Raw genomic sequence first — 23,491 nt, forward strand, 5'->3', positions numbered from 1 at the left:
TACTGTGCTTACATAATCTAAAAGTGCTTTCATAGAAGAACTCCTATCCTTTTTTCTTTGAGTATACCAGAAAATCAGGATGGATGTTCACAATTTATTCATTCATGCGTTTGTCGTGCTTGTGAACTACCCAGTATCTGAAGCCAATAGAATTATGACATCCCTTTTTTAAAAAACTCTTGACATATCCTCTGTATGAATGTATTATTGTACTAAGTTATTAATACAATAACACACTCAATAATTTAAGGAGGTGAGCATATGCCTTGGAACCTTGATTCCAGCCGCCCAATCTACACACAGCTTGTGGAACGGATCCAGCTCGACATCCTCGCAGGCAAATATCAGCCCGGCGCAAGACTTCCGTCCGTCCGGGACCTGGCCTCGGAAGCCGGCGTGAATCCCAACACCATGCAGAAGGCGCTGGCAGAGCTTGAGAGAGAGAACCTTGTACATTCCGCAAGAACAAGCGGCAGATTTATTACAGAGGATACAGCCATGATTGAAAAAATGAGGGAGGAGCTGGCGACAGCTCAAATAAGAGAATTTTTTGAAAAAATGCAGCAGATGGGATTCAGCAGTCAAAAAACCATCGTGCTCATTGAGAAAATGATGAAAGAGGGGAAAGCATGAAAACGATTCTGGAATGTAAGAATTTAAGCAAACGATACGGCCGCACCCAGGCGCTCTCAGGCATTAATCTGTCTCTGAAATCCGGACGGATCATCGGCCTGCTGGGACCAAACGGCAGCGGCAAGACCACCTTGATCAAATTGATCAACGGCCTGCTGATGCCGACCGAGGGTGAGATTCTCATCGACGGCACGGCGCCCGGCGTCAGAAGCAAGTCCATCGTCTCCTATCTTCCGGAGCGCACGTATCTTGACGAATCCATGAGAATAGCGGAAGCCATTGATTATTTCGGGGATTTCTACCGGGACTTCGACCGGAACAAAGCGTTAAAAATGCTTAAGAAAGTAAATCTTGATCCTTCACTGCGCATCAAGACTTTATCGAAGGGCAACAAGGAAAAGGTACAGCTCATCCTGGTCATGAGCCGCCGGGCGAAGCTTTACTGTCTCGACGAACCCATCGCCGGCGTGGACCCGGCCGCCAGGGATTACATTTTAAGTACCATTATCAATAATTATGAACCGGACGCCACCATCCTGCTGTCCACCCATCTGATCAGTGATGTGGAAAATATTCTCGACGAAGTTGTCTTTATCCAGAACGGCCACATCCGGATGCAGGAAGAAGTGGAGACCATCCGCGACAAGGAAGGCAAATCCGTCGACGACTTATTCCGGGATGTGTTCAAATGTTAGGAAAATTATTTAAACACGAATGGATAGCAATATCCAAACTGCTTGTGGTTATCCACGGCTTCATCCTTATTTTTGCCATCCTCTCCCGCATCTTCTTTGAAGTAAGCGGCGGCGTTGATATGGCAATATCCGGGGAGGTCAATGATATCGTGGAAATCATTGCGGCACTGATTATTTTCGCCATCGTATTATTCATCTGCTGCGCCGCCATGTTTACCTCGGTATATATCGCTTACCGATTCTACAAAAATGTATTTACCGACCAGGGATACCTGACCAACACCCTGCCGGTGACACCGACGCAGATCATCGTCTCCAAAGGGCTGACCGCGCTCTTGTGGACCGTCATCGACCTGGCGGTTCTTGCCGTCGCTCTGCTGATCATGTTTGCAAACGGCGAATTTATGTCCGTGCTGCTTCCGGCTCTCGGCCGTGTGCTCTATTATATGGGCGGACTGCCGGCATTCTGCTGGATTCTTCTGGTCATGATCCTGCTGGCTCCGTTCCTGATGATCATCCACATGTACTTCTGTGTGGCCGTGGGCAGCCTCATTCCGAATCACAAGATTCTCGGAGCCATCGGCGTCTACATTGCAAGCTACATTATCATTCAGATCATCTCCACAATCGTGCTTGTGATAACAGGCTTAGGCTTCACGGCCGGCTCCATGGACACCACGGGAATGACCAGCGCAGAAGCATCCTACTATGTGGGAAGCATCCTGACACCGATGTTCCTTGTATCTGTTATATGTGAGATCATCGCAATACTGGTATTCTTCTTTGTGACAAAGTACATTATGACGAAAAAACTGAATCTGGAGTAAGAGAAATCACGCGAATCAGAGCGATGGAACGCTGCTCAGCAATAACAATATTCTTGCTGAGCAGAACGCAGCCTGGCAGTAATGTTATTTTTACAAAAATAAAATAATATAGAAGAAATCCCTGCAGAGATTCAATACATTTGAACTGCTGCAGGGATTTTCTTTTGTCTTATTCTTTATTTTCTTTTTGATATTCCAACGGCTTGCCAGCCGAACATCCTATGCCAGCTGCTCTTTTGCCAGCTCCACAGCTTTTGCCAGGGCGTCTTTGATGCCTGCCGGGTTCTTTCCGCCGGCCTGCGCCATGTTCGGACGTCCGCCGCCGCCACCGCCAACGAGGGCTGCTGCTTCTTTGATAATCTTGCCGGCATGGGCTCCTGCTTTTACTGCGTCGTCGGTGACGGTGACAATGAGGTTCACTTTGCCGCCCATGTCGGAGACAAGTACCACGACGCCGCTGCCGATTTTTTCTTTCAGGTCGTCGCCCAGAGTACGGAGAGCGTTCATGTCCACGTCTTTTACGGATACCGGAAGCACTTTGTATGCGCCGGCTTCCTCTACCTGGCTCATAACGTCTGCCACTTCGCTCTTGGCAATCTGATCTTTCAGTTTCTCGTTCTCAGAGGAGAGAGCTTTCACTTCGTCAAGCAGCGCATGGATTCTCTCGGTGAGTTTATGCGGATCTGCCTTAGCTGCTTTGGCAGCTTCCAGAAGCATCTGCTCCTCATCCTGGTAATACTTCAGCACGTTGTTGCCGGTAATGGCCTCGATACGGCGCACGCCGGCAGCTACGCCGGTCTCGGAGATAATCTTAAATGTCTTGATATCGCCGGTGTTGGATACGTGAGTACCTGCACAGAACTCTTTGGAGAAGTCGCCCATGCTGACCACGCGCACCTTCTCGCCGTATTTTTCACCAAAAAGCGCCATGGCTCCGGTCTGTTTTGCTTCTTCCACGGTCATGATCTGTGTCACAACAGGAAGCTGTGCAGCGATTTCTTTGTTGACAATCTCTTCCACCTGTGCGATCTCTTCCGGTGTCATAGCCTGGAAGTGGGAGAAGTCAAAACGCAGACGGTCTTTATCGTTGTAGGAACCGGCCTGCTCCACATGGCTTCCCAGCACGGTACGAAGTGCTTTCTGCAGCAGATGAGTTGCGCTGTGGTTCTTTCTCGTATCGTTTCTCTGCTCAGTGTTGATGGAAAGGGTTACCGTATCGCCGGTCTTGAACATACCCTTTGTCACACGTCCGATATGTCCGACCTTGTCTCCAAGCATCTTCACCGTATCTTCCACCACGAACTCTCCGTCCTTGCAGCGAATCACGCCGGTGTCGGCATGCTGTCCGCCGCCGGTGGCGTAAAATGGAGTCTCTTCCACGAAGATGGTTCCCACCTGTCCGTCGGTGAGGGCCTCGGTAATCTCCGTATCGGTGGTCATGACTGTGATCTTGGAATCATACTCGTCATGGTCGTAGCCCACAAATGTAGTGGTGATGGACGGATCGATGGACTCGTAAACGGTCACGTCAGCACCCATGTAGTTGGTGGTCTTTCTGGCGGATCTTGCTTTCACTCTCTGCTCTTCCATGCAGGCTTTGAAGCCTTCCTCATCGATGCTGTAGCCTTTCTCGCCGAGGATCTCCTTGGTCAGATCCAGAGGAAATCCGTAAGTATCATATAATTTGAACGCTTCCTCACCGGAAAGCTCTGTCTTACCGCTTTCTTTCAGTTCATTTTCCAGCTCACTTAAGATGCTAAGACCCTGATCGATGGTCTTGCTGAACTTGCTCTCTTCCTGAGTCAGCACATTAAAGATAAATTCCTTCTTCTCTTCCAGCTCCGGATAACCGTCTTTAGAACCTTCGATCACCGTCTTGCTGAGCTCTGCCAGGAACTGTCCGTCAATGCCAAGGATCTTTCCGTGGCGGGCTGCCCGGCGGATAATTCTACGAAGCACGTAGCCGCGACCTTCATTGCTCGGCATGATACCGTCAGAGATCATGAAGGTAGCGGAACGGATGTGATCGGTGATCAGACGGATGGAGATATCGTCCTCTTCTTTCTCTTTGTAAGTCTTATGAGCCATCTCGCAGACTTTGTCTCTCAGAGAGCGGATGGTGTCCACGTCAAAGATGGAATCCACGTCCTGCACAACCACTGCCAGACGCTCGAGGCCCATACCGGTATCGATGTTCTTCTGCTCCAGCAGAGTATAATTGTTATGTCCGTCATTTTCAAACTGGGTAAATACGTTGTTCCACACTTCCATGTACCGGTCGCAGTCGCAGCCTACTGTACAGGTGTCTTTGCCGCAGCCGTATTTCTCCCCGCGGTCATAGTAGATCTCGGAACATGGACCGCAAGGGCCTGCGCCGTGCTCCCAGAAGTTATCTTCTTTTCCAAACTTGTAAATGCGCTCCGGTGCGATGCCGATCTCGTCTCTCCAGATGGCGAACGCCTCATCATCCTCCAGATATACGGACGGATACAGACGATCCGGATCCAGTCCCACTATCTCTGTGAGAAACTCCCAGGACCAGGTAATGGCTTCCTTCTTAAAATAATCGCCGAAGGAGAAGTTACCCAGCATCTCAAAAAATGTACCGTGGCGGGCAGTTTTACCCACGTTCTCAATATCGCCGGTACGGATACATTTCTGGCAGGTTGCCACCCGTCTTCTCGGCGGGATCTCCTGTCCGGTAAAGTACGGCTTTAACGGCGCCATACCTGCGTTGATCAACAACAGACTGTTATCGTTATGCGGAACCAGTGAGAAGCTCTTCATCACCAGATGTTCCTTGGTCTCAAAATAGTCAAGAAACATTTTCCGCAGTTCATTTACACCATATTTTTTCAATGTCTTATCCTCCTACTTTTACGATATATCCCTGCATGCAGGGTAAAGGGTGCTGAATGAAACAATACCTTCTTTGTTTCCTCCAGCACCCGGAAATATCTATGGGACCGTCAGTCGGTTCTCAGCGCTCTGCCCGTCTCTTTTTTCTCTGCAGAAGCTTCTTTCCTGCAAAAATTCCAAGTCCGGCAATGGCGATATAATAAACCGCTGTTAATAAATACTGCATAAATGCCCCAAATACTGCCGACATACCAAAGCCCCCTTTACATTCTACGCTTTTGCCCCTGTCCGCTTATTCTCATTCAAAAGTATACGCGGACAGTACAATGCGGCAACTCTGTGCCTCATTAGTATTCGCAGATATTAACGATTATAGCACAATCGGGGAAAATGTGTAAATATATTTTTGTGATTTCTGTCTTCTATAAAGAATAAGATACCACAATGCATTTATTCCACTTCTTTCCCCTGGCCGCACTTTTTCGCCGCCACCAGAAGCATCATCGGCCGGCGCATTTCATCCTTCATGCCCTCCAGATTCATCATATCTTCCGGCGGCTGCGGCTCAATGACATGCCGGAGAGTAAAACCGTTTTGCAGCAAAGTCTCCAGATAGGTGGTCAGCGTTCGGTGATATTTTACCACATGCTCGCCCAGAAAAACGGCGTCCCGCTGTCCCTCATAGTAATAATTGTCCACCGGAAAATGCAGAATTCTGCCGTCGGCATCATAATACCAGTCCTGGGAGCCGTAAGCCGTGAATGTCGGATGCTCCACCGAAAAGACAAAGTCTCCGCCGGGCTTCAGCCAGCGCCCGATGCGCGCCACCAGCGCCGGAAAGTCCTTCACGTAATGAAAGGCCAGTGAACTGATAACGCAGTCAAAGTTCTGCTCCGGAAAACGCAGGTCTTCCATGGCAGAGAGCTGGTAGGTAATCCTGCTGTCGCTGTTCTTCTGCCGGGCCGTCTCCAGCATCCTGCGGGAAATATCCGTTCCCAGAACGGAAACCGCACCGTTGTCTGCGGCGTATTTACAGTGCCATCCATAACCACAGCCCAGATCCAGCACCTTTTTTCCACGAAAATCCGGGAGAATCTGCTTGAGCGCGTACCATTCACCTGCGCCGACAAGCCCATCCTTTGAGCGGGACATCTCGCTGTATTTTTTGAAAAACTGTTCATCATCGTATCGATTTTCTTTCATACCCTTGCTCCTCATTTATATGTCACTTTAATTATCTTTCGTCACCTTGCACAGCCCGTCTTCCGTCAGTTCATAGACCGTCTCGCACACTTCCTCAATATATTTCCTGTCATGGGAAATACTGATGATCGCGCCGCCAAAGTCCAGAAGTACCTGACGGATCACCGGGTTGGACAGCGGGGAAAAGTTGCGGGTTGGCTCGTCGAGAACCAGTACATTTGCTCCGGAAAGATTCATTTTCAGAAAAAATATCTTCGCTTTCTGTCCGCCGGACAGCTCCCGGATGGCATGCTGCATCTCGTCGGCGGTATATTTCATGGAACCAAGCCAGGTTCGAATTCTGGTGATCTCCTCCTTACCGCCGCTCTCTGACAGATAATCCACCGGCGTCTTGTCAAGCTCCAGCAGGTCCTCATAGTTTTGCGGCATATAGGCGGCGCGGATATCCTGCCGGGGCAGAAGCTCCTCAGCAATGCGTTTCAGCAGGGTGGTCTTTCCAACGCCATTTTTTCCGACGATACAGATTCTTTCCGGTCCCCGGACAAAAAGATGAATATTCCGGGCCAGCACACGGGACGGAGCGGGCTCTGTGCCTTCTCCCTTTTTCTCCTCCGCCAGTCCGGCCCGGCGAAAGTCTGGCTCTGTTTCCCCAGCTACCAGGGCATCCAGATGAAAGTCCAGCACAATCTTTCCGGCCGGCAGGCGGATATCCGGCGAAAATCGCAGCAGGATAGCCTCCTCTTCTTCCGGTCTTTCCGTCATCTGTCCCGCCGCCTTGTCGAAGCGTTTCTCCATGGATTTGACTGCTTTCATCTTCTTTTTGAGAAGCTGGCCGCCGTGGGGATTCTGGCGGGAGATGGCGCTCTGTTCGTGTTCCACCCGCTGCATGATCCGGTTCAGCTTCTCCCGGCGGATCCGCTCCTGCCGCCGCTCGTTAAGCGCTGCCTGCATCTGGTTGTCCATGACATTTTCCCGGTGGGAAAGATATTCCCGGTACGGCATCCGCGCCACGGTGTGGCGGCTCACGGTCTTCCTGCGAATCTGTTCCAGATGAATCACCACATTGGCCGTCCGCTCGATGAGGGTCTCATCATGGGAAATGTACAACACCGGTTGTTCGGATTCTCTGATAAATCGTTCCATCCACAGCAGCGTTGGAATATCAATATCGTTGGACGGCTCATCCAGCAAAAACACATCCGGCTCTCCCAGAAGAAGCCTTGCCATCTGCGCTTTCACCTTCTCGCCGCCTGACAGGGTGTACATTTGCTGTTCTCCGTAATAAAAATCGGTCGGCAGCCCCAGTTCCTGCGCCAATTTGCTAAGCTCCTTCGGACTCCACTGGAAAAACTGTTCTTCCTCACAGAAAAACTCATAGAGCGTCCGCTCTTTTTCTTCTGCGGGCAGCTCCTGAGGCAGATATCCGATTCTGGCGCCGCCCGTGATGCGCTCGCCCTCCGCTTCCACATAATCTTCCACCAGAGCCGGATTCACCAGCCACTTCAGGAGCGTGGACTTTCCATTGCCCTCTTCCCCGATGACGACCGCCTTATCGCCCGGGTTCAGCGCAAAGCTGAAATTCTCAAGAATCGGCCGCAGATCTTTTTTATGCATCAAATGCAGGTTCTTTACCTGTATCATGATAATCCCTCCTCACTGTTTTCCCTTTACAGTGAGTTCCCGGGAAAGAAAAAACGGCTGCCCGATACCGGACAGCCGATGAATGCACCAAAAGAAACCTGATGCAAAAAAACACAGGTTTCACGAAAATGCCATTCTTCTTATCCGGTATCACAAACAAATCCCCTCACTGTAAACGGGATCATTATCGTCTGTCTGTTACCAAATAAGATTATCTGAACATTTCCTCACCTACACATGAAAACATGTGCCTTTCTTTTTTATTCGGTCATAACTATATCATATCTTTGAAGAGGATGCAAGCGAATATATATAATCATTTTCCGCAAAGTCTAAATATGTGCTTCGTTTTTCCAAACATCAATCCCTTCCCTTCTGATGTCTTTATAATATAAATCCTCATTTTTTTCCCAGTCATTGCCTATGACAATATTCAAATCTATATCGGGCAAATCATCTTCCAGTGACGTAAGTTCTGATTTAAGCATATAAATATAGGCTCTGTGTGATTGTATTTCATCCGTATCCTTTAATACCAGCAACAAATCTATGTCATTGTTATAGGTCTGTTCTCCTCTTGCCGCACTTCCATATAATATCAGTTTTTCAACAAACGGCTCTATCCTGGATTTTTTTATAATAGAACAGGCTTTTTGTAAAGAGCGAATACTGCGTTCTTTATTGAACTTTCGAACCTCTTTTGAAGATTTTGATGCAATAATCACATTCATCATCCCCCATTTAAAATATTTGCTTTACTTTATTATATCGGACGAAAAATATATCTGCAAGAAAATCTTCAGGCTACTCTAATACAATGCCTCTCTAATACAGCGCCCGCGGATTCCTCTCTTCCGGTTCAAAGCCTGCGTTCCGCAGCGCCTGAATAATGCTTTTTTTATGTTCTTCGCCGAAGGCTTCCATGGTGATGATCAGCTCCACGGAGCTGTTCCGGTTCACGCTGATAAACTGGTTGTGCTCCAGCTTGATGACATTTCCTTTGGCGTCGGCAATGACTCCGGAGACTTTGTTGAGCTGTCCAGGAACATCCGGGAGCCGTACAGAGACAGTGAAGATTCTGGACCGCTGGATGAGACCGTTCTGTACAACGGAGGACAGGGTGATGATGTCCATGTTGCCGCCGCTTAAGATAGAAACCACCTTTTTGTTTTCCGCCGGCAGATGTTTCAGAGCTGCCACGGTGAGCAGACCGGAGTTCTCCACCAGCAGCTTGTGGTTTTCCAGCACATCAAGAAATGCGACGATGAGCTCGTCGTCCTCGATGGTGATAATGTCGTCAAGATTTTCCTGCAGATACGGGAAAATGTTCTCGCCCGGCGTCTTTACAGCCGTACCGTCGGCGATGGTATCCACCCTGTCAAGGGTCGTCACCGCTCCTGCCCGGAGAGACGCCTGCAGACAGTTTGCTCCCGCCGGCTCCACGCCGATAACGTGAATTTTCGGATTAAGCATTTTGGCCAGGGTGGAAACGCCGGTGGCAAGTCCGCCGCCGCCCACCGGGACAAGGATGGTGTCCACTGTCGGCAGTTCTTTTACAATCTCCATGGCGATGGAGCCCTGTCCGGTTGCCACATCCAGATCGTCAAAAGGATGTACAAATGTATAGCCGTGCTCTTCCGCCAATTCCAGCGCCTTATCACAGGCCTCGTCATAGACATTGCCGTGAAGAATCACTTCCGCGCCAAGACTCTTGGTGCGGTTCACCTTCAGAAGCGGGGTGGAAACCGGCATCACAATGGTCGCCGGAACTCCGAACTTGCGGGCGGCGTAGGCCACACCCTGGGCGTGGTTTCCTGCAGATGCGGTAATAAGACCTCTCTGCTTTTCTTCCTCGCTCAGAGTGCTGATCTTATAATAAGCGCCGCGGATTTTGTACGCGCCGGTGAGCTGAAGGTTTTCCGGTTTTAAATATACTTTATTGCCTGTTGTCTGTGAGAAGAAGTCGCTCTGAATTAAATTAGTCGGCAGGATCACTTCCTGCACCCGTTCATAGGCTTCTTCAAATTTATCAAGGGTCAACTGATTCATTTTTCTTCCTCCTCGGTCCCGCAGCCGTTCCGCCGTGCGGAAGGCTACTCAGTCTTTTCAAATAATGCGTCTACAAATGAATCGGAGTCAAACTTCTGTAAGTCTTCGATATGTTCGCCGATGCCGATGTATTTCACCGGAATTCCCATCTCCGCCTGAATGGCGATGGCGATACCGCCCTTGGCGGTTCCGTCCAGCTTGGTCAGGACGATGCCGGAAATATCGGTCACTTCCTTAAACTGTCTTGCTTGCACCAGCGCGTTCTGTCCTGTCGTTCCGTCCAGAACGATGAGGGTCTCCAGATAAGCCTCCGGGAACTCCCGTTCGATGACCCGGCGGATCTTGGACAGCTCGTTCATCAGGTTCTTTTTATTGTGGAGACGGCCCGCCGTATCACAAAGAAGCACATCGGCGTTTCTGGATTTGGCCGCCTGGCAGGCGTCGTATACCACCGCCGCCGGGTCGGAACCTTCCTGCTGGGCGATGATATCCACGCCCGCCCGGTGGGACCACTCGGTGAGCTGCTCGATGGCCGCCGCACGGAAAGTATCCGCCGCCGCCATGATGACCTTCTTATTCTGCGCCTTTAACTGGGCGGCAAGCTTACCGATGGTGGTGGTCTTGCCGACGCCGTTTACGCCGATGACCAGCACAACGGAAGTGCGGTTCTCGTATTCATAAGCGGTCTCATCCACCGCCATCTGCTCTTTGATAATATCAATAAGAAGCTGACGACACTCCACCGGCTCTTTGATCTTTTCTTCTTTTACTCTCTCCTGCAGATTCTCGATGATGTTCATGGTCGTGTCCACGCCCAGATCTCCCATGATGAGGATCTCTTCCAGCTCCTCGTAGAACTCGTCGTCAATCTTGGAAAATCCGCTGAAAATCGCGTCAAGTCCCGAGGCAATATTCTTTCTCGTCTTGGTCAGACCACTGACCAGACGACTAAAAAATCCTTTTTTCTCTCCCATTTTTATTCCCCTTTATTTATCGGTATAATATACGTCAGAAAAATCCCGTTGATGTCGGTGCATCCGCTCCTTATGAAATCTTCCTGCGCAGTCTGCCATCTTATGGACATCTTCCAGACCATTCCCCTGCGTTTATGCATCCAGCTGTTTGTCAATGAGATCCACGGAAATCAGCGTGGAAACACCTTTTTCCTGCATGGTGATGCCGTACAGCGCCTCCGCCGCGTTCATGGTTCCGCGCCGGTGGGTGATGACGATGAACTGCGTGTCGGCGGACAGTTTCTTGAGATACCTGGAAAAACGCACGATATTGGCGTCGTCAAGCGCCGCCTCGATCTCGTCAAGGAGACAGAACGGCGACGGTTTTAACTTCTGGATGGCAAACAGAAGAGCGATGGCTGTCAGCGCCCGCTCCCCACCGGATAAAAGCATGATGTTCTGCAGCTTCTTTCCCGGCGGCTGCGCCACAATGCGGATACCGCATTCCAGCATATTTTCATCATCCATCAGCTCCAGGTCGGCAGTACCGCCCTCAAACAGATCCCGAAAGACTGTAGTGAACATTTCCCGAATCTGGGCGAACTTCTCTGTAAACTGCTCCCGCATGGCGGCATTCAGCTCGTCGATCATGGTCAGAAGCTTCGCCTCCGCTTCCTTGATATCGTCATACTGTCCCCGCAGGAATTCATACCGTTCGCCGACGGTCTTATATTCCTCGATGGCGCCCACGTTGACAGGGCCGAGCTTTTTAATCTGCTGCCCGATCTCCTTTTTCTCCCTGCGGTACTGGGCCGCAACGTCTGCGCCGATCTCATAATGTTTCAGTTCCAGCGCATAATTATAAGTGAGTTCATACTGCTCCCACATGTAATCCACACGGCTCTCCAGGTCGCCTTCCAGCTTCTCCTTCCGGGCCGCAAGACGGGCGTTCTCCTTCTCAAGCAGCAGCATCCGGTCGTTTTGTTCTTCCAGTTCCCGGAAAATGACCGTATGCTTTCCGGATACCTCTTTCTGCTCCGCTTTCAGGGCGGTGAGTTTCTCCGTAATCTTCCAGAGCTCCTCTGCCAGAGTTTCAATTTCTCCGGAAATGTTTTGCTGTTCCTGTTTTGCTTCTTCATTCTGCCGGAGCAGTTCTTCCTTCTGAACACGATTACTCTCTACACTGCTGTCACAACCCCGGATCTCCTCCTCCAGACGCTCGCAGTCAGACCGGTAAAATTCCACCTGCTGCTTTGCCTGGGAAATCTGCAGAATCCGCTGATTCTCCTCAGTTTCCAGAGTACGTATCTTTTCCTCCAGAAGAGCAATCTCTTTCTCCAGACGCTCCATGGCGTCGCTGTTTTTCTCGTGTATCTTTTCGTGGCTCAGCTGACTTTCCGCCAGCACCTCTTTCTGTGCCCGGATCTCAAGGAGCTGATTCTGCAGAGATTTGTGGTCGTCCTTGAGACTCTCAATACTCTCTTTCAGCTCTTTTTCTTTTTCCAGAAGATCCGGAATCTGGTGGCCGAGATCGTGAAGAGCAAGCTGCAGGGAGGTAACATTGTCCTGTCTTTCCTCCAGACTGCTCTGATTTTCTGTCTTCTCCTTCTGAAGCTCTGCAAGCTTCTCCCGGATCTCACCGCAGGATGCTTTTGCCTGCGTCATCTTCTCCCGGCTTTCCTCCATCTCTCTTCTTCTTCCCAGCAGATTGCCGGAATGGCGGTAGGCACCGCCGGTGATGGAACCGCCGGGATTCAGCAGCTCGCCGCCGATGGTGACAACCCGGAGACTGTAATTATTTCTTCTGGATAAGAGCAATGCATTTTCTATGGTATCGACCACGATGGTACGCCCCAGCAAAAACTGTACCAGCGCCTCAAAGCGGCCGTCCACCTTCACCAGATCACTGGCGATGCCGATCACTCCCTCTTCCTCAAGAATAGACGGATGGATACTGTTATTCCGCCTTCGGATATTGGTCAGGGGCAGAAAAGTCGCCCGGCCGAACCGGTTCTGCTTAAGGAAGGCAATCATCTTCTTTGCCACCTGATCGTCCTCGGTGACCACGTTCTGGAGCGCTCCGCCCAGGGCAATCTCAATGGCGGTCTCATATTTTTTGTCAAGCTCCATGATGTCGGCCACCACGCCAATGATGCCCGGATTATTTTTCTTCTGCTCCATGATGTGCTTGATGGACTGATTGTATCCTTCATAGCGCTCTGTAAAGCCTGCCAGCGTCTCGTAGCGGGAACGGGCCCGCAGGAAATCCTGATTCTCCTGCTCAAGAGCCGTATTCAGCCGCTGCTCCTCCCCGGAAAGCATCCGTTCCTTTTCCTGCAGGGCTTCCAGCGCCGCCAGAGCCTCATCATATTCTTTCTGGGTCTCCTCCAGAGAAGTTTCCAGCCGGGCGGTCTTTCCGTTATATTCTTTCAGATCCGACTGAAGGGCAATGAGCCGGCTGTTATATTCCGCATTACGAATCAGAAGCTGCTCCTCCATGGTATCATAACGGCTTAGCTTTTCCTTGGTGTCGAGCTGGTCGTCCATCATGGAAAAAATAGCGTCCTTCTGAATGGACAGCTTCTCGGCTGCCAGCTGTTTCTGCCCGGTGAGCTGCTCTTTTTCCTCCGTCAGACGGGCCTTTTCCTCTTCCAGCGCGGAGATTTTCTCCTGCTGCCCGGCCAGCTGCTCCTGCTGCTCTTTTCTTTTCGCGATCTTGCTCTCTTTTTCTTCGAGATTCTGACCGATGATTTCTTCGTAGTGGGCAATCATCCGCTGGTTGGACTCCACCTTGTGACCGAGAAGCATATTCTGGCTGTCCAGCTCTTCCTTTCTGGAAGAAAGCTTTGCTCTGTCTGTCTCCGTCTCGTCAATGCGGGCCAGCAGACTCTCGGATTCCTGCTGCAGAGAAGCATTTTTCTCCTTGATCTTATCGTGGGTCTGTCTCGTCTCTTCCAGATCCTTTTCCACGATCTCCAGCCGGCTCCCGTTCTCCTTTAATTCTTCCTGCGTATGTTCATAATCATAAAGAAAGAGATGGATATCCAGCTCCTTCTCTCTGTCTCTTAATTTCAGATATTCCTTTGCCGTGCGGCTCTGTTCCTCCAGAGGGCCGACCCGTTCTTCCAGTTCCCGGAGAACGTCCGTCACTCTCTCCAGATTCTGCCGTTCCTGCTCCAGGGACTTTTCCGTGACGGAACGATTCTTCTTATACTTGGCAATACCGGCAGCTTCGTCAAAAAGCTCCCGGCTGTCCTCAATCTTTCCGCTGAGAATTTTCTCCACCTGTCCCTGTCCGATGATGGAATAGCCTTCCTTTCCGATACCCGTGTCATAAAAAATCTCCACGATATCTCTTCTCCGGCAGGCGGCGCCGTTTATGAGGTACTCGCTCTCCCCGGAGCGGTATACCCGCCTCGCCACCTTTACCTCATCGTAATCCAGGGCAATCTTTCTGTCTCGATTGTCAAAGACAATGGCCACATAGGCAAATCCCAGCGGCCGCCGGCTCTCGGTACCGGAAAAAATAACATCCTCCATCTTGGAACCGCGGAGCTGCTTGGCGCTCTGTTCACCCAGCACCCAGCGCACCGCGTCGCCGATGTTGCTTTTTCCGCTGCCGTTTGGTCCCACGATACCGGTGATCCCATGTGGAAACTCAAACACGATCTTATTGGCAAAGGACTTAAATCCATTGATTTCTATACTTTTTAAATACATCGATGCACCTGCCTGCTGCCATACTTTACTGTTTCTGCTGCTTTTTCAGAAGAAGGATTGTCTGGTAGGCTGCCACCTGCTCCGCCCCCTTCTTTGTCTTGCCCACACCAACGGCATAAGCCTTATCGCCGATATGGGTCTCCACAGTGAACTCCTTGTTATGGTCAGGGCCGGTCTCCCGCACCAGCTTATAATGAAGCTGTCCGTTTCCTTTCGACTGCACCATCTCCTGCAGAATCGTCTTGGCGTCATAAAACAGTGATTTATCTTCCACATCTTTCAGCAGATGATCGCGGATAAACCGTCCCGCCTCCTCGATGCCGCCGTCCAGATAGATGGCGCCGATCAGCGCCTCAAAGGCGTCGGAGAGAATGGAATCTCTCTCCCTTCCGCCGGTCAGATCCTCTCCCTTGCTCAAAAGAAGATAGCTGCCCAGGGAGACGTCCCGGGCACAAATGGCCAGGGTGTACTCACAGACCAGACTGGAACGGAGCTTGGTGAGCTTTCCTTCCGCGTATGAAGGATACTGCCGGAACAGGTAATCGGAGACGGTCACTTCCAGAACCGCGTCTCCGAGAAACTCCAGCCGCTCGTTATTTTCCTTTTTTCGTCCTTTATGCTCATTGGCATAGGAGCTGTGGGTCACGGCCAGCAGCAGTTTGTTCTTATCTGCAAATGTATAGCCGATTTTTTGTTCCAGCTCCGCTAATTTTACAGGCTTCATCTCATGCCTCCCTATCTCGCTCCCTCTCCGGCTTCTTCCTTGGCCGGGGCGAGATATTCCATAATTCTCTCATTTATTCTTGCTTCTTTAAAGGAAACGCACTGCAGGATCGCCGTCTTTGTCTCCTTGGCTGTGGAACTTCCGTGGATTTTTACCACCAGCCCCTTAAGACCGAGAAGCGGCGCGCCGCCATGCTCAGAAGCGTCAAAAGTCTTCAATGTTCTTTTCAGGGACGGCTTCGCAAGAAGTCCGCCGATCTTTCCTGCCAGCGAGGACATCATGCCCTTCTTCACCACAGACATCATGGTCTTTGCCAGACCTTCCTCCAGCTTCAGGATTACATTTCCCACGAAAGCTTCCGTGACAATAACGTCCACGTCTCCCTTCGGGATATCCCTTGCCTCAATGCTGCCCACAAAGTTGATGCCCGGACATTCTTTCAAAAGCGGGTAAGTCTCTTTCACCAGCGCGTTGCCCTTGGCTTCCTCCGCACCGATGTTTACGATGGCAACCTTCGGATTCGGAACGCCCACCACATGTTCCATATAGACGGAACCCATCTGGGCAAATTGTACCAGATGCTCCGGACGGGCATCCACATTTGCTCCGCAGTCGATGAGCAGGGAAATCCCTTTCTCTGTCGGCACGATCGGCGCCAACGGCGCACGTTTCACGCCTTTACATTTGCCGACGATGACCTGTCCGCCCACGAGAATAGCTCCTGAGCTTCCGGCGGATACCACTGCGTCACACTCGCCGTTCTTTACCGCCTTGAGGGCAGCCACCAGAGAGGAATCTTTCTTCTTCTTGATAGCCGCTGCCGGAGATTCATCACAGCTGATCTCCTCCGTGGTATGAACAATCTTTATCTGATCGGAGTCGTAGGTATATTTCCCGAGCTCCTCCTCGATTCTGTCTTTATCTCCATATAACTGAACCTGAATATCTTTTCTTTCATTGATTGCGTTAACCGCACCCTTTACAATCTCTCCCGGCGCATTATCTCCGCCCATGGCGTCCAGCGCAACTACTGTACTGAAACTCATACGAACTCCTTTCTCAAAACCATTTTTCCTTTCGGAAACCTCAAGCCATCATAGCATACTTTCCATTCTTTGTAAATGTTGAGCTCTCACCGTTCTGTCTTTGCCGCAGGCGGACGTCATCCGTCTCCGGCCGCCCACGCAAAGGCCTATGGCATCCTCAATCCACTCTCTCGTCACCCCAGAAAAACAGCGCCACCGTTCCCGGCCCGGTATGACTTCCGATGGTCGCGCCGATCGGATAAATCTCGACGCTGCCGGCCATCTTCGGAAAACGCGTTTCCACCAGATCAGCTACCGCTCTGGCATCCTCCTCACAGAGAGAATGACAGATATAGCATTTGCCGCTGTACTCCACACCTCCCTCAGCGTGTTCTTCCATCTTCTCCACAATCCGCTTTATGACCTTCTTCTTGGTGCGGACCTTCTCCCGCGGAATCAGCTGTCCCAGATGATTGACATTGAGAAGCGGACAGATGTTAAGCATGGTTCCGATAAAGCCCGACGCCTTTGAAATACGTCCGCCCCGGATGAAAAACGTCAAATCCGTGGAAAAGAACCAGTGATGAAGCTGGCGCTTATGCTCCTCACACCACTGATACAGTGCGTCAATATCCATGCCCTCGTCTCTCCTGTCTGCCAGCGCATCCATGAGCAATCCGTATCCGCTGGAAGCCGCCAGAGAATCCACCACATAGATCTTCCGCTCCGGATACTTTTCTTTCAAATCTTCCGCCGCAATGCGGGCAGAATTAAATGTACCGGAAATGCCGCTGGACAGCGTCACGTGAAGGACATCCTTTCCTTCCTTTAAAAATGTCTCAAAATGTTCCGTGTATTCTCCGATGCTCACCTGAGACGTTTTTGTACTTTCTCCTTCCAACATTCTGCGGTAAAGCTCTTCCGGCGGCACCGACGCCCCCAGATCATCCTGGTACTCCGTTCCTCCCAGCTCAAAATGAAAAAACAGATACTTGAGATCTCTCCTCTCAAAATGCTCCTTTGACAAATCGGCTGCGGAGCAGCAGCTTATAACATAAGGTTTCATGGGTTCCTCCTCTTTTATGTGCTTCATGTTTATTATATTCTTTTCAGAAAAATTATAACATAGGGAATCAGGAAGGGGCAATATGGGAGTTATTATCCATTGCCCACCGGCAAAAAAAACCAGAGCCTTTTTTTAAAAGCCCTGGTTTTAAGCTGCTTCTCCAAAATTAGTTAGCAGAAATAATTTCTTTTTTGTTATAGCTGCCGCATGCTTTACATACTCTGTGTGGCATTGTTAATGCTCCACATTTGCTGCATTTTACCAATGTAGGCGCAGACATTTTCCAGTTTGCTCTACGGCGGTCTCTTCTTCCTTTGGAAGATTTATTCTTTGGACAAATTGACATGGTCACACCTCCTCTTGTACAATATCATTGCAGACGTATGAACGTATACCCTTTTTACTCTTGATTAAAGCTTCGAAAGATATCCTGAATTGCTGCCATACGCGGATCCGCCACACGGCGGTCACAGTCACATGTGCCGTGATTCAGATTGGTACCACAGACACTGCACAATCCTTTGCAATCTTCTTTACACAGAACCTTTGTAGGGAGTGCAACCACAATCTCATCAGAGATAAGCTTGTCTACATCCAGTATACATCCGTCCATGAAAGTAATTTCATCTACGTCTTCCGCGCCATCTGTTTCCTCATCAGGATTCCAGCGGCAGTCAATCCGAATAGGAAAGGCTGTATCCACTTCGTCGAGACACCGGTCACAGGGAATCAGAATATGAATCTCCGTCTCTCCGGTGATGTGAAGCTTCTCCTCCTCTTTGGATACGGTCAAAACAAAAGGCGCTTTCCGGCTGACCGGATAGCTGCCGCGCTTCAACTTCAATGTATCAAAGGAAGGCTCCACTGTAAACTCTCGGACCACAGATGGATTGGCCAAGATTTCCGATATATTAATAGTCATAATATCAGCAACCTTTCGTACTCATACTCTTGGTATTATACACAGGTGGTTTTTCTTTGTCAAGTAATTTTTCTTGATTCAAATGTTTTTATCTTGTGCCGTCTTGTGCTATCCTGGCATAAAATCAAGCTCTTCCTATTTATATAGGATTCGTCTTGTGCCGTCTTATAGCGTCTTTGTTCAGGAATTTGTCACATGATTGTCACAGACTCTCAGGATATTCTTATATTTTGGATCGCTGCCTCCCGCTTTTTCTTTTGCTCCTCTGTCAGATGGGTGTAGGTATCTAACATTATTGCCGTTGAATGTGGACACAAATTATTGATCAAATTGATAAACAACTCTTCTCCTTAATATCGATTCAAAATCTCAACATATTTCTTGCACTTTTCTCGCTTCTATGCTATATTGAGGATAGAAAAAGGGAAGCCACAGAAGCGGCCTACCCTCAATAGCAACTAAATTTAACGCTTTGTAGCGTCAGCCGTCAGCTATTCCCAGTAGTTGGCGGCTATTTTCGTTTATCCTTGAGAATCTCGTAAACAAGACCAACAAGGGAGACAATGAATATTAGAAGCTGAATCAGATCAGCATATGTAACATACATTGGCATCGCCCTCCTTTCTTTCGTCTGGAGGGTACGCCCCTCCGAAAAAAGAGGGTAAGCCGCCCGGCTCTGTGGTTTCCCCGTGGCTATATTCTACCATGCCGCTGCCAATTCTTCAATATTAATATTGTTTTTTAATAGATAAAATACTAAAAGAATTTATTCATCGCTTCATCATGTAAAATAATCAAATCATTTTTAAAATACATAGAGCATATCATTTTTTCTCATTTAATAACTGTTTCACCCGCTCTATCGGAAATCTGTCTTCTATATCCACTATCTCAAATACATTCGCTGGCAATTCTTTTTCGCCTATGAATGCAAGATATTCACTGACAGCCCGGCGGTCTATGGCAATTTTGCCATGTCCGTCCCAATGACGGTTACTCTCTGTTTTTTTCAAACCAGAGATCCAGTATTCATCTCCGTTTTCAATATCTACATAATTGGAACAGCTTCCGATTGATCTTTGAAAGGCGTGATCATTAAAATAAATGGTTTTTTTGCTTTTTGAAGTTTTTACATATCCGATCCATGCCGGTCCATCATCGGAATAACCTGTTTTAAGTTCTATATACATCAAATCATGTATCATAGCATTATCCCTCCTGTATGTTCTCATATATATTTTCCATAGGTTATAAATTATGAAATCCACCAATCTCCATCAGCCGACTGATTTAAGCATCCAAGTTCTTCCGAAATCGTATTGCCTGCAAAATTTTTTATGATAATTCGATTGTAATATTTATACTGATCCGTTGCACGACCAGCTGCAACATCCCATCCTTCTTCTACCCATTCTTCTATATAAACTTTTCCGTCCTCTATTAAAATAACGGACTGCTGTTCTTTTAGCGGGAATGAAATTTTATCCGGATAGTAACACCGAAAACCATCCTCTGCTTCCTGACTGATAATGTACAGAGGATTTCCAATAATTATTAAATTATATAAATTTACGTCTTCCATATTTAACTGGACAACCTTTTCCAGAATTTTCTCTGGCATATACCTGTACAAAGTCACTTTTTTACTGTCGTAATCACCCTGTAAAAAATATAGAAATTTCTCCACATATACAGGCGCACCATAGACAGTATTTCTTTTCTTATCAAAAGGTTTATATACATTTCCGGTATGAAAATCATAGAACAACAATTCAGAGCCCCGGTATCCTCCCTGCTCTGCCCACACGATCAAATCATATAAATCCTCATTATCAGATTGGGAATATCCAAATCTGTCCTGTCCATATATTTTTTCTATGTATCTGCCCTCAATTTTATCGAACCTTTTTATCACTTTATGCTTTCCTCAAACTTTCTTGTAAAATGACAGATATCTGGTACCCTGGAATGACAGTTCGCCCTCGTCTCCTTCAGCAAACATTCCATACTCTGAACCAGGCACAGACATCTCTATCCTGTCGCCACTTTCCACCTGAAAAGTAACATAGTATGTAGTATGAACCGTTGTATGATATCCATGCGCACCTGATACATCGCCTGCATTCGGGTGATTGTGATGCGTGGTATTCTGGCGTTTTGCGACAATCTTTGCCGGTACGGTTAAACGCGGAGAGTTATTATTGTCATGCCAGGTCTGAATCCCTTTTGCAAAAGTAAATATAATCATCGCAATAATCAGTATGAACATCACAGGAAATATTATTTCCATTAAATCAAACATGATTGCCTCCCTCCTGAAAAAAATCCTATTATAAAATTTCTCCGGATTTGTCACAGCTTTGTCACAAACCCGGAGATTGAGTTTCCAAAAAAGGCTTATTTATTTTTCAAAGAATAAACGTTAATTAATATTTCCGATATTCCCGAAAATATTTCTACTGAATTCCCGGAATCTTCGGGATACCCGCGAATCCTGCCGCCAGTTCTTCGTCTGTCGGAATGTAGTCACTCATCTCGCCATCGTTGAATCTCTGGTAGGCCACCATATCGAAATATCCGGTTCCGGTCAGGCCAAAGAGAATGGTTTTCTCTTCGCCAGTTTCCTTACACTTCAGCGCCTCATCAATGGCTACCTTGATGGCGTGACTGCTCTCCGGCGCCGGGAGGATTCCTTCGATACGGGCAAACTGTTCAGCCGCCGCAAAAACTTCCGTCTGTTCTACGGCGCGGGCTTCCATAAGACCCTGGTCGTAAAGCTCGGACAGGGTGGAACTCATGCCGTGGAAACGGAGACCTCCGGCATGGTTGGCGGACGGGATGAAACCGCTTCCCAATGTGTACATTTTTGCCAAAGGACAGATCATACCAGTATCACAGAAGTCATACATGTACCTGCCTCGTGTGAAGCTAGGGCAGGATGCCGGTTCTACGGCAATGAACTGATAGTCAGCTTCTCCGCGGAGCTGCTCGCCCATGAATGGAGAAATCAAACCTCCCAGATTGGAACCGCCGCCGGCGCAGCCGATAATCATATCCGGCTTAATGCCGTATTTGTCCATGGCAGTTTTGGTTTCCAGACCGATAATGGACTGATGCAGCAGTACCTGGTTTAACACACTACCCAGTACATAACGATACCCTTCGTTAGTAGTTGCCACCTCAACGGCTTCGGAAATGGCGCAGCCAAGGCTTCCTGTTGTTCCCGGATGTGCTTCCAGTATCTTCTTTCCGACTTCTGTTGTGGTAGACGGAGACGGGGTAACGCTGGCGCCGTAGGTGCGCATCACTTCTCTTCGGAACGGCTTCTGCTCATAGGATACCTTTACCATGTAGACCTTGCAGTCCAGATCCAGGTAGGCGCACGCCATGGAAAGGGCTGTACCCCACTGGCCGGCGCCTGTCTCTGTGGTCACGCCTTTTAAGCCCTGTTTCTTTGCATAGTATGCCTGGGCAATGGCAGAGTTGAGCTTGTGGCTTCCGCTTGTATTGTTTCCTTCAAATTTATAATAAATCTTAGCCGGTGTATCCAGTTTCTTTTCCAGACAGTATGCCCGAACAAGCGGAGCCGGACGATACATTTTATAAAAATCCTGAATCTCCTGCGGAATGTCGATATATGGTGTGGTATCATCCAATTCCTGCTGTACCAGCTCTTCACAGAATACAGGTTCCAGCTCTTCAGCCGTCATCGGTTTGCCGGTCGCTGGATTTAACAGGGGAGCCGGTTTCTTTTTCATGTCCGCACGGACATTATACCACTGTTTCGGCATCTCGTTTTCTTCCAGATAAATCTTGTATGGAATCTCTCTGCTCATAGGTTTCTCCTTTTCTTTTTTATTCCTTTTATAAATATAAACAGGAAAGTTTATTAATTTCATCTATTGATGTAATCAGGTATAAAATCATCAAAACTTTATATACCGGTATCAGTTTACCGCATTAAAGTGTTCCCGTCAAGGTAATCTTCTCATATTCCCTGCTCCGGCTGCATATACATACACAAAGCTGCCACAGGAAGACGCCATGAAAACATCTTTTCTTCTTAAAATCTGCCAGATTGCATGTATCATATCTTTCTTTTTTCTTCTGACCCATTCTTCTCTTGTCCTTGATTATGCGAAATCCGGCCTGTCTTCCTGGGCATTTTCCGTCCTGCCGGTTTTGCTGCCGTTTATTATCCTGTCCAAACTGTGGATATATTATGATGTACCGCAGCTCTTTTACCGTGCCGCCTGCCGGGCGCTGCCAGGTCACAGTCATGCAGCCGTCTGTCTCACAGTTCTTCTTCTGGGTTTATCCTCCGGTTTTCCCGTAGGCGCGATTTTTGTACGGTACTTTTATGAAAAAGGCATCCTTTCCAAGCGGGCCGCAGATGGGCTTCTGCCTCTCTGCTCTTTTGTAAGTCCCATGTTTCTCATCGGATATGTCCGGCCGCTCACTGGATATACCGACGCGGACTGGTATCTGTTTGTGCTGAGTCTTTATCTGCCGCTTCTCTTGTGCTTTGGAAGCCTGCTGGTCAGCCGGGCAGGCCACCACACAAGCAAATATTACCCCGGTGAACGAGCGCCCCACGCAAACCAACACCATCCCGCCCAACAGGCACCCCGCCATGTACCGGATAAAAATGGAAAGACAGCCTCCCCATCCACGATTAGGGATGTGTGGCTGTCTTCTCTGGAAATCATATTTACCATCGGCATCTATATGATGCTTTTTTCCATTCTGTTCGGCATCACTCTCCATGAACCGATGCTCCGGCATACCGTCACGGAGATAACGCTTTCCAATCTGGAAATCACCACCGGCATTGGCTGGCTGTCACGAATGTCGGCCCTGTCCGGGATAGTCCGGGGCGCCGTCATGGCCGCCGTTGTCTCATTGGGAGGGCTATGTACTATGGCGCAGGTTCACAGCGCCACCATCAGCTGTCCCTTCTCCATGAGCCGTTATCTCCTGATCAAAGTGAAATGTGCTCTGCTGTCCGCCGGACTCTTCCTCTTGACGGAACATATGCTGTCATTTTTCTGAGCTCATCCTCTTGTCGGAACAAATGCTGTCATTTTTCTGAACTCATCCTCTTGTCGGAACAAATGCTGTCATTTTTCTGAACTCATCCTTCCAAGCATGGAGGTCTGCGGCGCTGCACCGGC

At 48.9% G+C, this 23,491-nt stretch carries 21 protein-coding genes; 4 read left to right on the plus strand and 17 right to left on the minus strand.

Annotated elements, in window-relative coordinates:
- The first annotated feature begins 261 nt into the window (after window positions 1-261).
- The 3 genes from B5F87_RS02400 to B5F87_RS02410 are packed head-to-tail and all read left to right on the plus strand — an operon-like array spanning window position 262 to window position 2,155.
- Window positions 262-633, plus strand: a complete 372-nt coding sequence (locus B5F87_RS02400) for a GntR family transcriptional regulator (RefSeq protein ID WP_087276219.1) — start codon at window positions 262-264, stop codon at window positions 631-633.
- Window positions 630-1,328, plus strand: coding sequence for an ABC transporter ATP-binding protein (locus tag B5F87_RS02405; protein ID WP_087276221.1), 699 nt, complete (start codon window positions 630-632; stop codon window positions 1,326-1,328). Before B5F87_RS02400 ends, B5F87_RS02405 begins: the two co-directional genes overlap by 4 nt.
- On the plus strand, window positions 1,322-2,155 hold the full coding sequence (locus B5F87_RS02410) for a hypothetical protein (protein WP_087276224.1): 834 nt from the start codon (window positions 1,322-1,324) through the stop codon (window positions 2,153-2,155). The genes B5F87_RS02405 and B5F87_RS02410 overlap by 7 nt, the downstream gene beginning before the upstream one ends.
- A gap of 219 nt (window positions 2,156-2,374) precedes the next feature.
- Here B5F87_RS02410 and alaS read toward each other — a convergent pair whose 3' ends face one another.
- The 17 genes from alaS to B5F87_RS02490 all read right to left on the minus strand — a co-directional run bounded on the left by alaS (window position 2,375) and on the right by B5F87_RS02490 (window position 22,153).
- A complete protein-coding gene (gene alaS, locus B5F87_RS02415) occupies window positions 2,375-4,981 on the minus strand; it encodes an alanine--tRNA ligase (RefSeq protein ID WP_343215723.1) in 2,607 nt (868 codons plus the stop codon).
- Between the two features lie 154 nt (window positions 4,982-5,135).
- Window positions 5,136-5,264 carry a vanadium nitrogenase gene (locus B5F87_RS20630; protein WP_139109045.1) on the minus strand — a complete coding sequence of 43 codons (129 nt, stop codon included), beginning with the start codon at window positions 5,262-5,264 and terminating at the stop codon, window positions 5,136-5,138.
- Window positions 5,265-5,464: 200 nt separating this feature from the next.
- Window positions 5,465-6,217: a class I SAM-dependent methyltransferase gene (locus B5F87_RS02420; RefSeq protein WP_087276229.1), complete on the minus strand. Its 753-nt coding sequence runs from the start codon at window positions 6,215-6,217 to the stop codon at window positions 5,465-5,467.
- A gap of 27 nt (window positions 6,218-6,244) precedes the next feature.
- Complete coding sequence (locus B5F87_RS02425) at window positions 6,245-7,858, minus strand: ATP-binding cassette domain-containing protein (protein WP_087276231.1); 1,614 nt, start codon at window positions 7,856-7,858, stop codon at window positions 6,245-6,247.
- A 332-nt stretch (window positions 7,859-8,190) separates the two neighbouring features.
- The gene (locus tag B5F87_RS02430; RefSeq protein ID WP_158096924.1) at window positions 8,191-8,583 is read right to left on the minus strand and encodes a nucleotidyltransferase domain-containing protein; all 393 of its coding nucleotides are present in this window, start codon (window positions 8,581-8,583) and stop codon (window positions 8,191-8,193) included.
- 100 nt (window positions 8,584-8,683) lie between these two features.
- Window positions 8,684-9,907, minus strand: a complete 1,224-nt coding sequence (gene ilvA / locus B5F87_RS02435; protein ID WP_087276237.1) for a threonine ammonia-lyase — start codon at window positions 9,905-9,907, stop codon at window positions 8,684-8,686.
- 44 nt (window positions 9,908-9,951) lie between these two features.
- Complete coding sequence (ftsY, locus tag B5F87_RS02440) at window positions 9,952-10,881, minus strand: signal recognition particle-docking protein FtsY (protein ID WP_087276240.1); 930 nt, start codon at window positions 10,879-10,881, stop codon at window positions 9,952-9,954.
- A gap of 132 nt (window positions 10,882-11,013) precedes the next feature.
- On the minus strand, window positions 11,014-14,580 hold the full coding sequence (gene smc, locus B5F87_RS02445) for a chromosome segregation protein SMC (RefSeq protein ID WP_087276243.1): 3,567 nt from the start codon (window positions 14,578-14,580) through the stop codon (window positions 11,014-11,016).
- A 25-nt stretch (window positions 14,581-14,605) separates the two neighbouring features.
- Complete coding sequence (gene rnc / locus B5F87_RS02450) at window positions 14,606-15,304, minus strand: ribonuclease III (protein WP_087276245.1); 699 nt, start codon at window positions 15,302-15,304, stop codon at window positions 14,606-14,608.
- A gap of 11 nt (window positions 15,305-15,315) precedes the next feature.
- Window positions 15,316-16,350, minus strand: a complete 1,035-nt coding sequence (gene plsX, locus B5F87_RS02455; protein WP_087276249.1) for a phosphate acyltransferase PlsX — start codon at window positions 16,348-16,350, stop codon at window positions 15,316-15,318.
- A 157-nt stretch (window positions 16,351-16,507) separates the two neighbouring features.
- Window positions 16,508-17,395: a DegV family protein gene (locus B5F87_RS02460; protein ID WP_087276251.1), complete on the minus strand. Its 888-nt coding sequence runs from the start codon at window positions 17,393-17,395 to the stop codon at window positions 16,508-16,510.
- A 166-nt stretch (window positions 17,396-17,561) separates the two neighbouring features.
- Window positions 17,562-17,741: a 50S ribosomal protein L32 gene (gene rpmF, locus B5F87_RS02465; RefSeq protein WP_087276255.1), complete on the minus strand. Its 180-nt coding sequence runs from the start codon at window positions 17,739-17,741 to the stop codon at window positions 17,562-17,564.
- Window positions 17,742-17,795: 54 nt separating this feature from the next.
- A complete protein-coding gene (locus B5F87_RS02470) occupies window positions 17,796-18,317 on the minus strand; it encodes a DUF177 domain-containing protein (RefSeq protein WP_087276258.1) in 522 nt (173 codons plus the stop codon).
- An 824-nt stretch (window positions 18,318-19,141) separates the two neighbouring features.
- A complete protein-coding gene (locus tag B5F87_RS02475; RefSeq protein WP_087276260.1) occupies window positions 19,142-19,522 on the minus strand; it encodes a mannose-1-phosphate guanylyltransferase in 381 nt (126 codons plus the stop codon).
- A gap of 50 nt (window positions 19,523-19,572) precedes the next feature.
- Window positions 19,573-20,088 (minus strand): hypothetical protein, encoded by a 516-nt coding sequence (locus B5F87_RS02480; RefSeq protein ID WP_242964226.1) that lies wholly within the window; start codon window positions 20,086-20,088, stop codon window positions 19,573-19,575.
- A gap of 156 nt (window positions 20,089-20,244) precedes the next feature.
- Window positions 20,245-20,619, minus strand: coding sequence for a DUF2500 domain-containing protein (locus B5F87_RS02485; RefSeq protein WP_087276265.1), 375 nt, complete (start codon window positions 20,617-20,619; stop codon window positions 20,245-20,247).
- 154 nt (window positions 20,620-20,773) lie between these two features.
- Window positions 20,774-22,153, minus strand: coding sequence for a TrpB-like pyridoxal phosphate-dependent enzyme (locus tag B5F87_RS02490; protein WP_087276268.1), 1,380 nt, complete (start codon window positions 22,151-22,153; stop codon window positions 20,774-20,776).
- Window positions 22,154-22,361: 208 nt separating this feature from the next.
- Here B5F87_RS02490 and B5F87_RS02495 point away from each other — a divergent pair, with 208 nt between their 5' ends.
- Window positions 22,362-23,369, plus strand: a complete 1,008-nt coding sequence (locus tag B5F87_RS02495; protein WP_087276272.1) for a hypothetical protein — start codon at window positions 22,362-22,364, stop codon at window positions 23,367-23,369.
- Window positions 23,370-23,491: the final 122 nt, after the last annotated feature.

Origin of the sequence: Eubacterium sp. An3 (assembly GCF_002159465.1) — a bacterium.
GTDB lineage: Bacteria > Bacillota > Clostridia > Lachnospirales > Lachnospiraceae > Anaerobutyricum > Anaerobutyricum stercoris.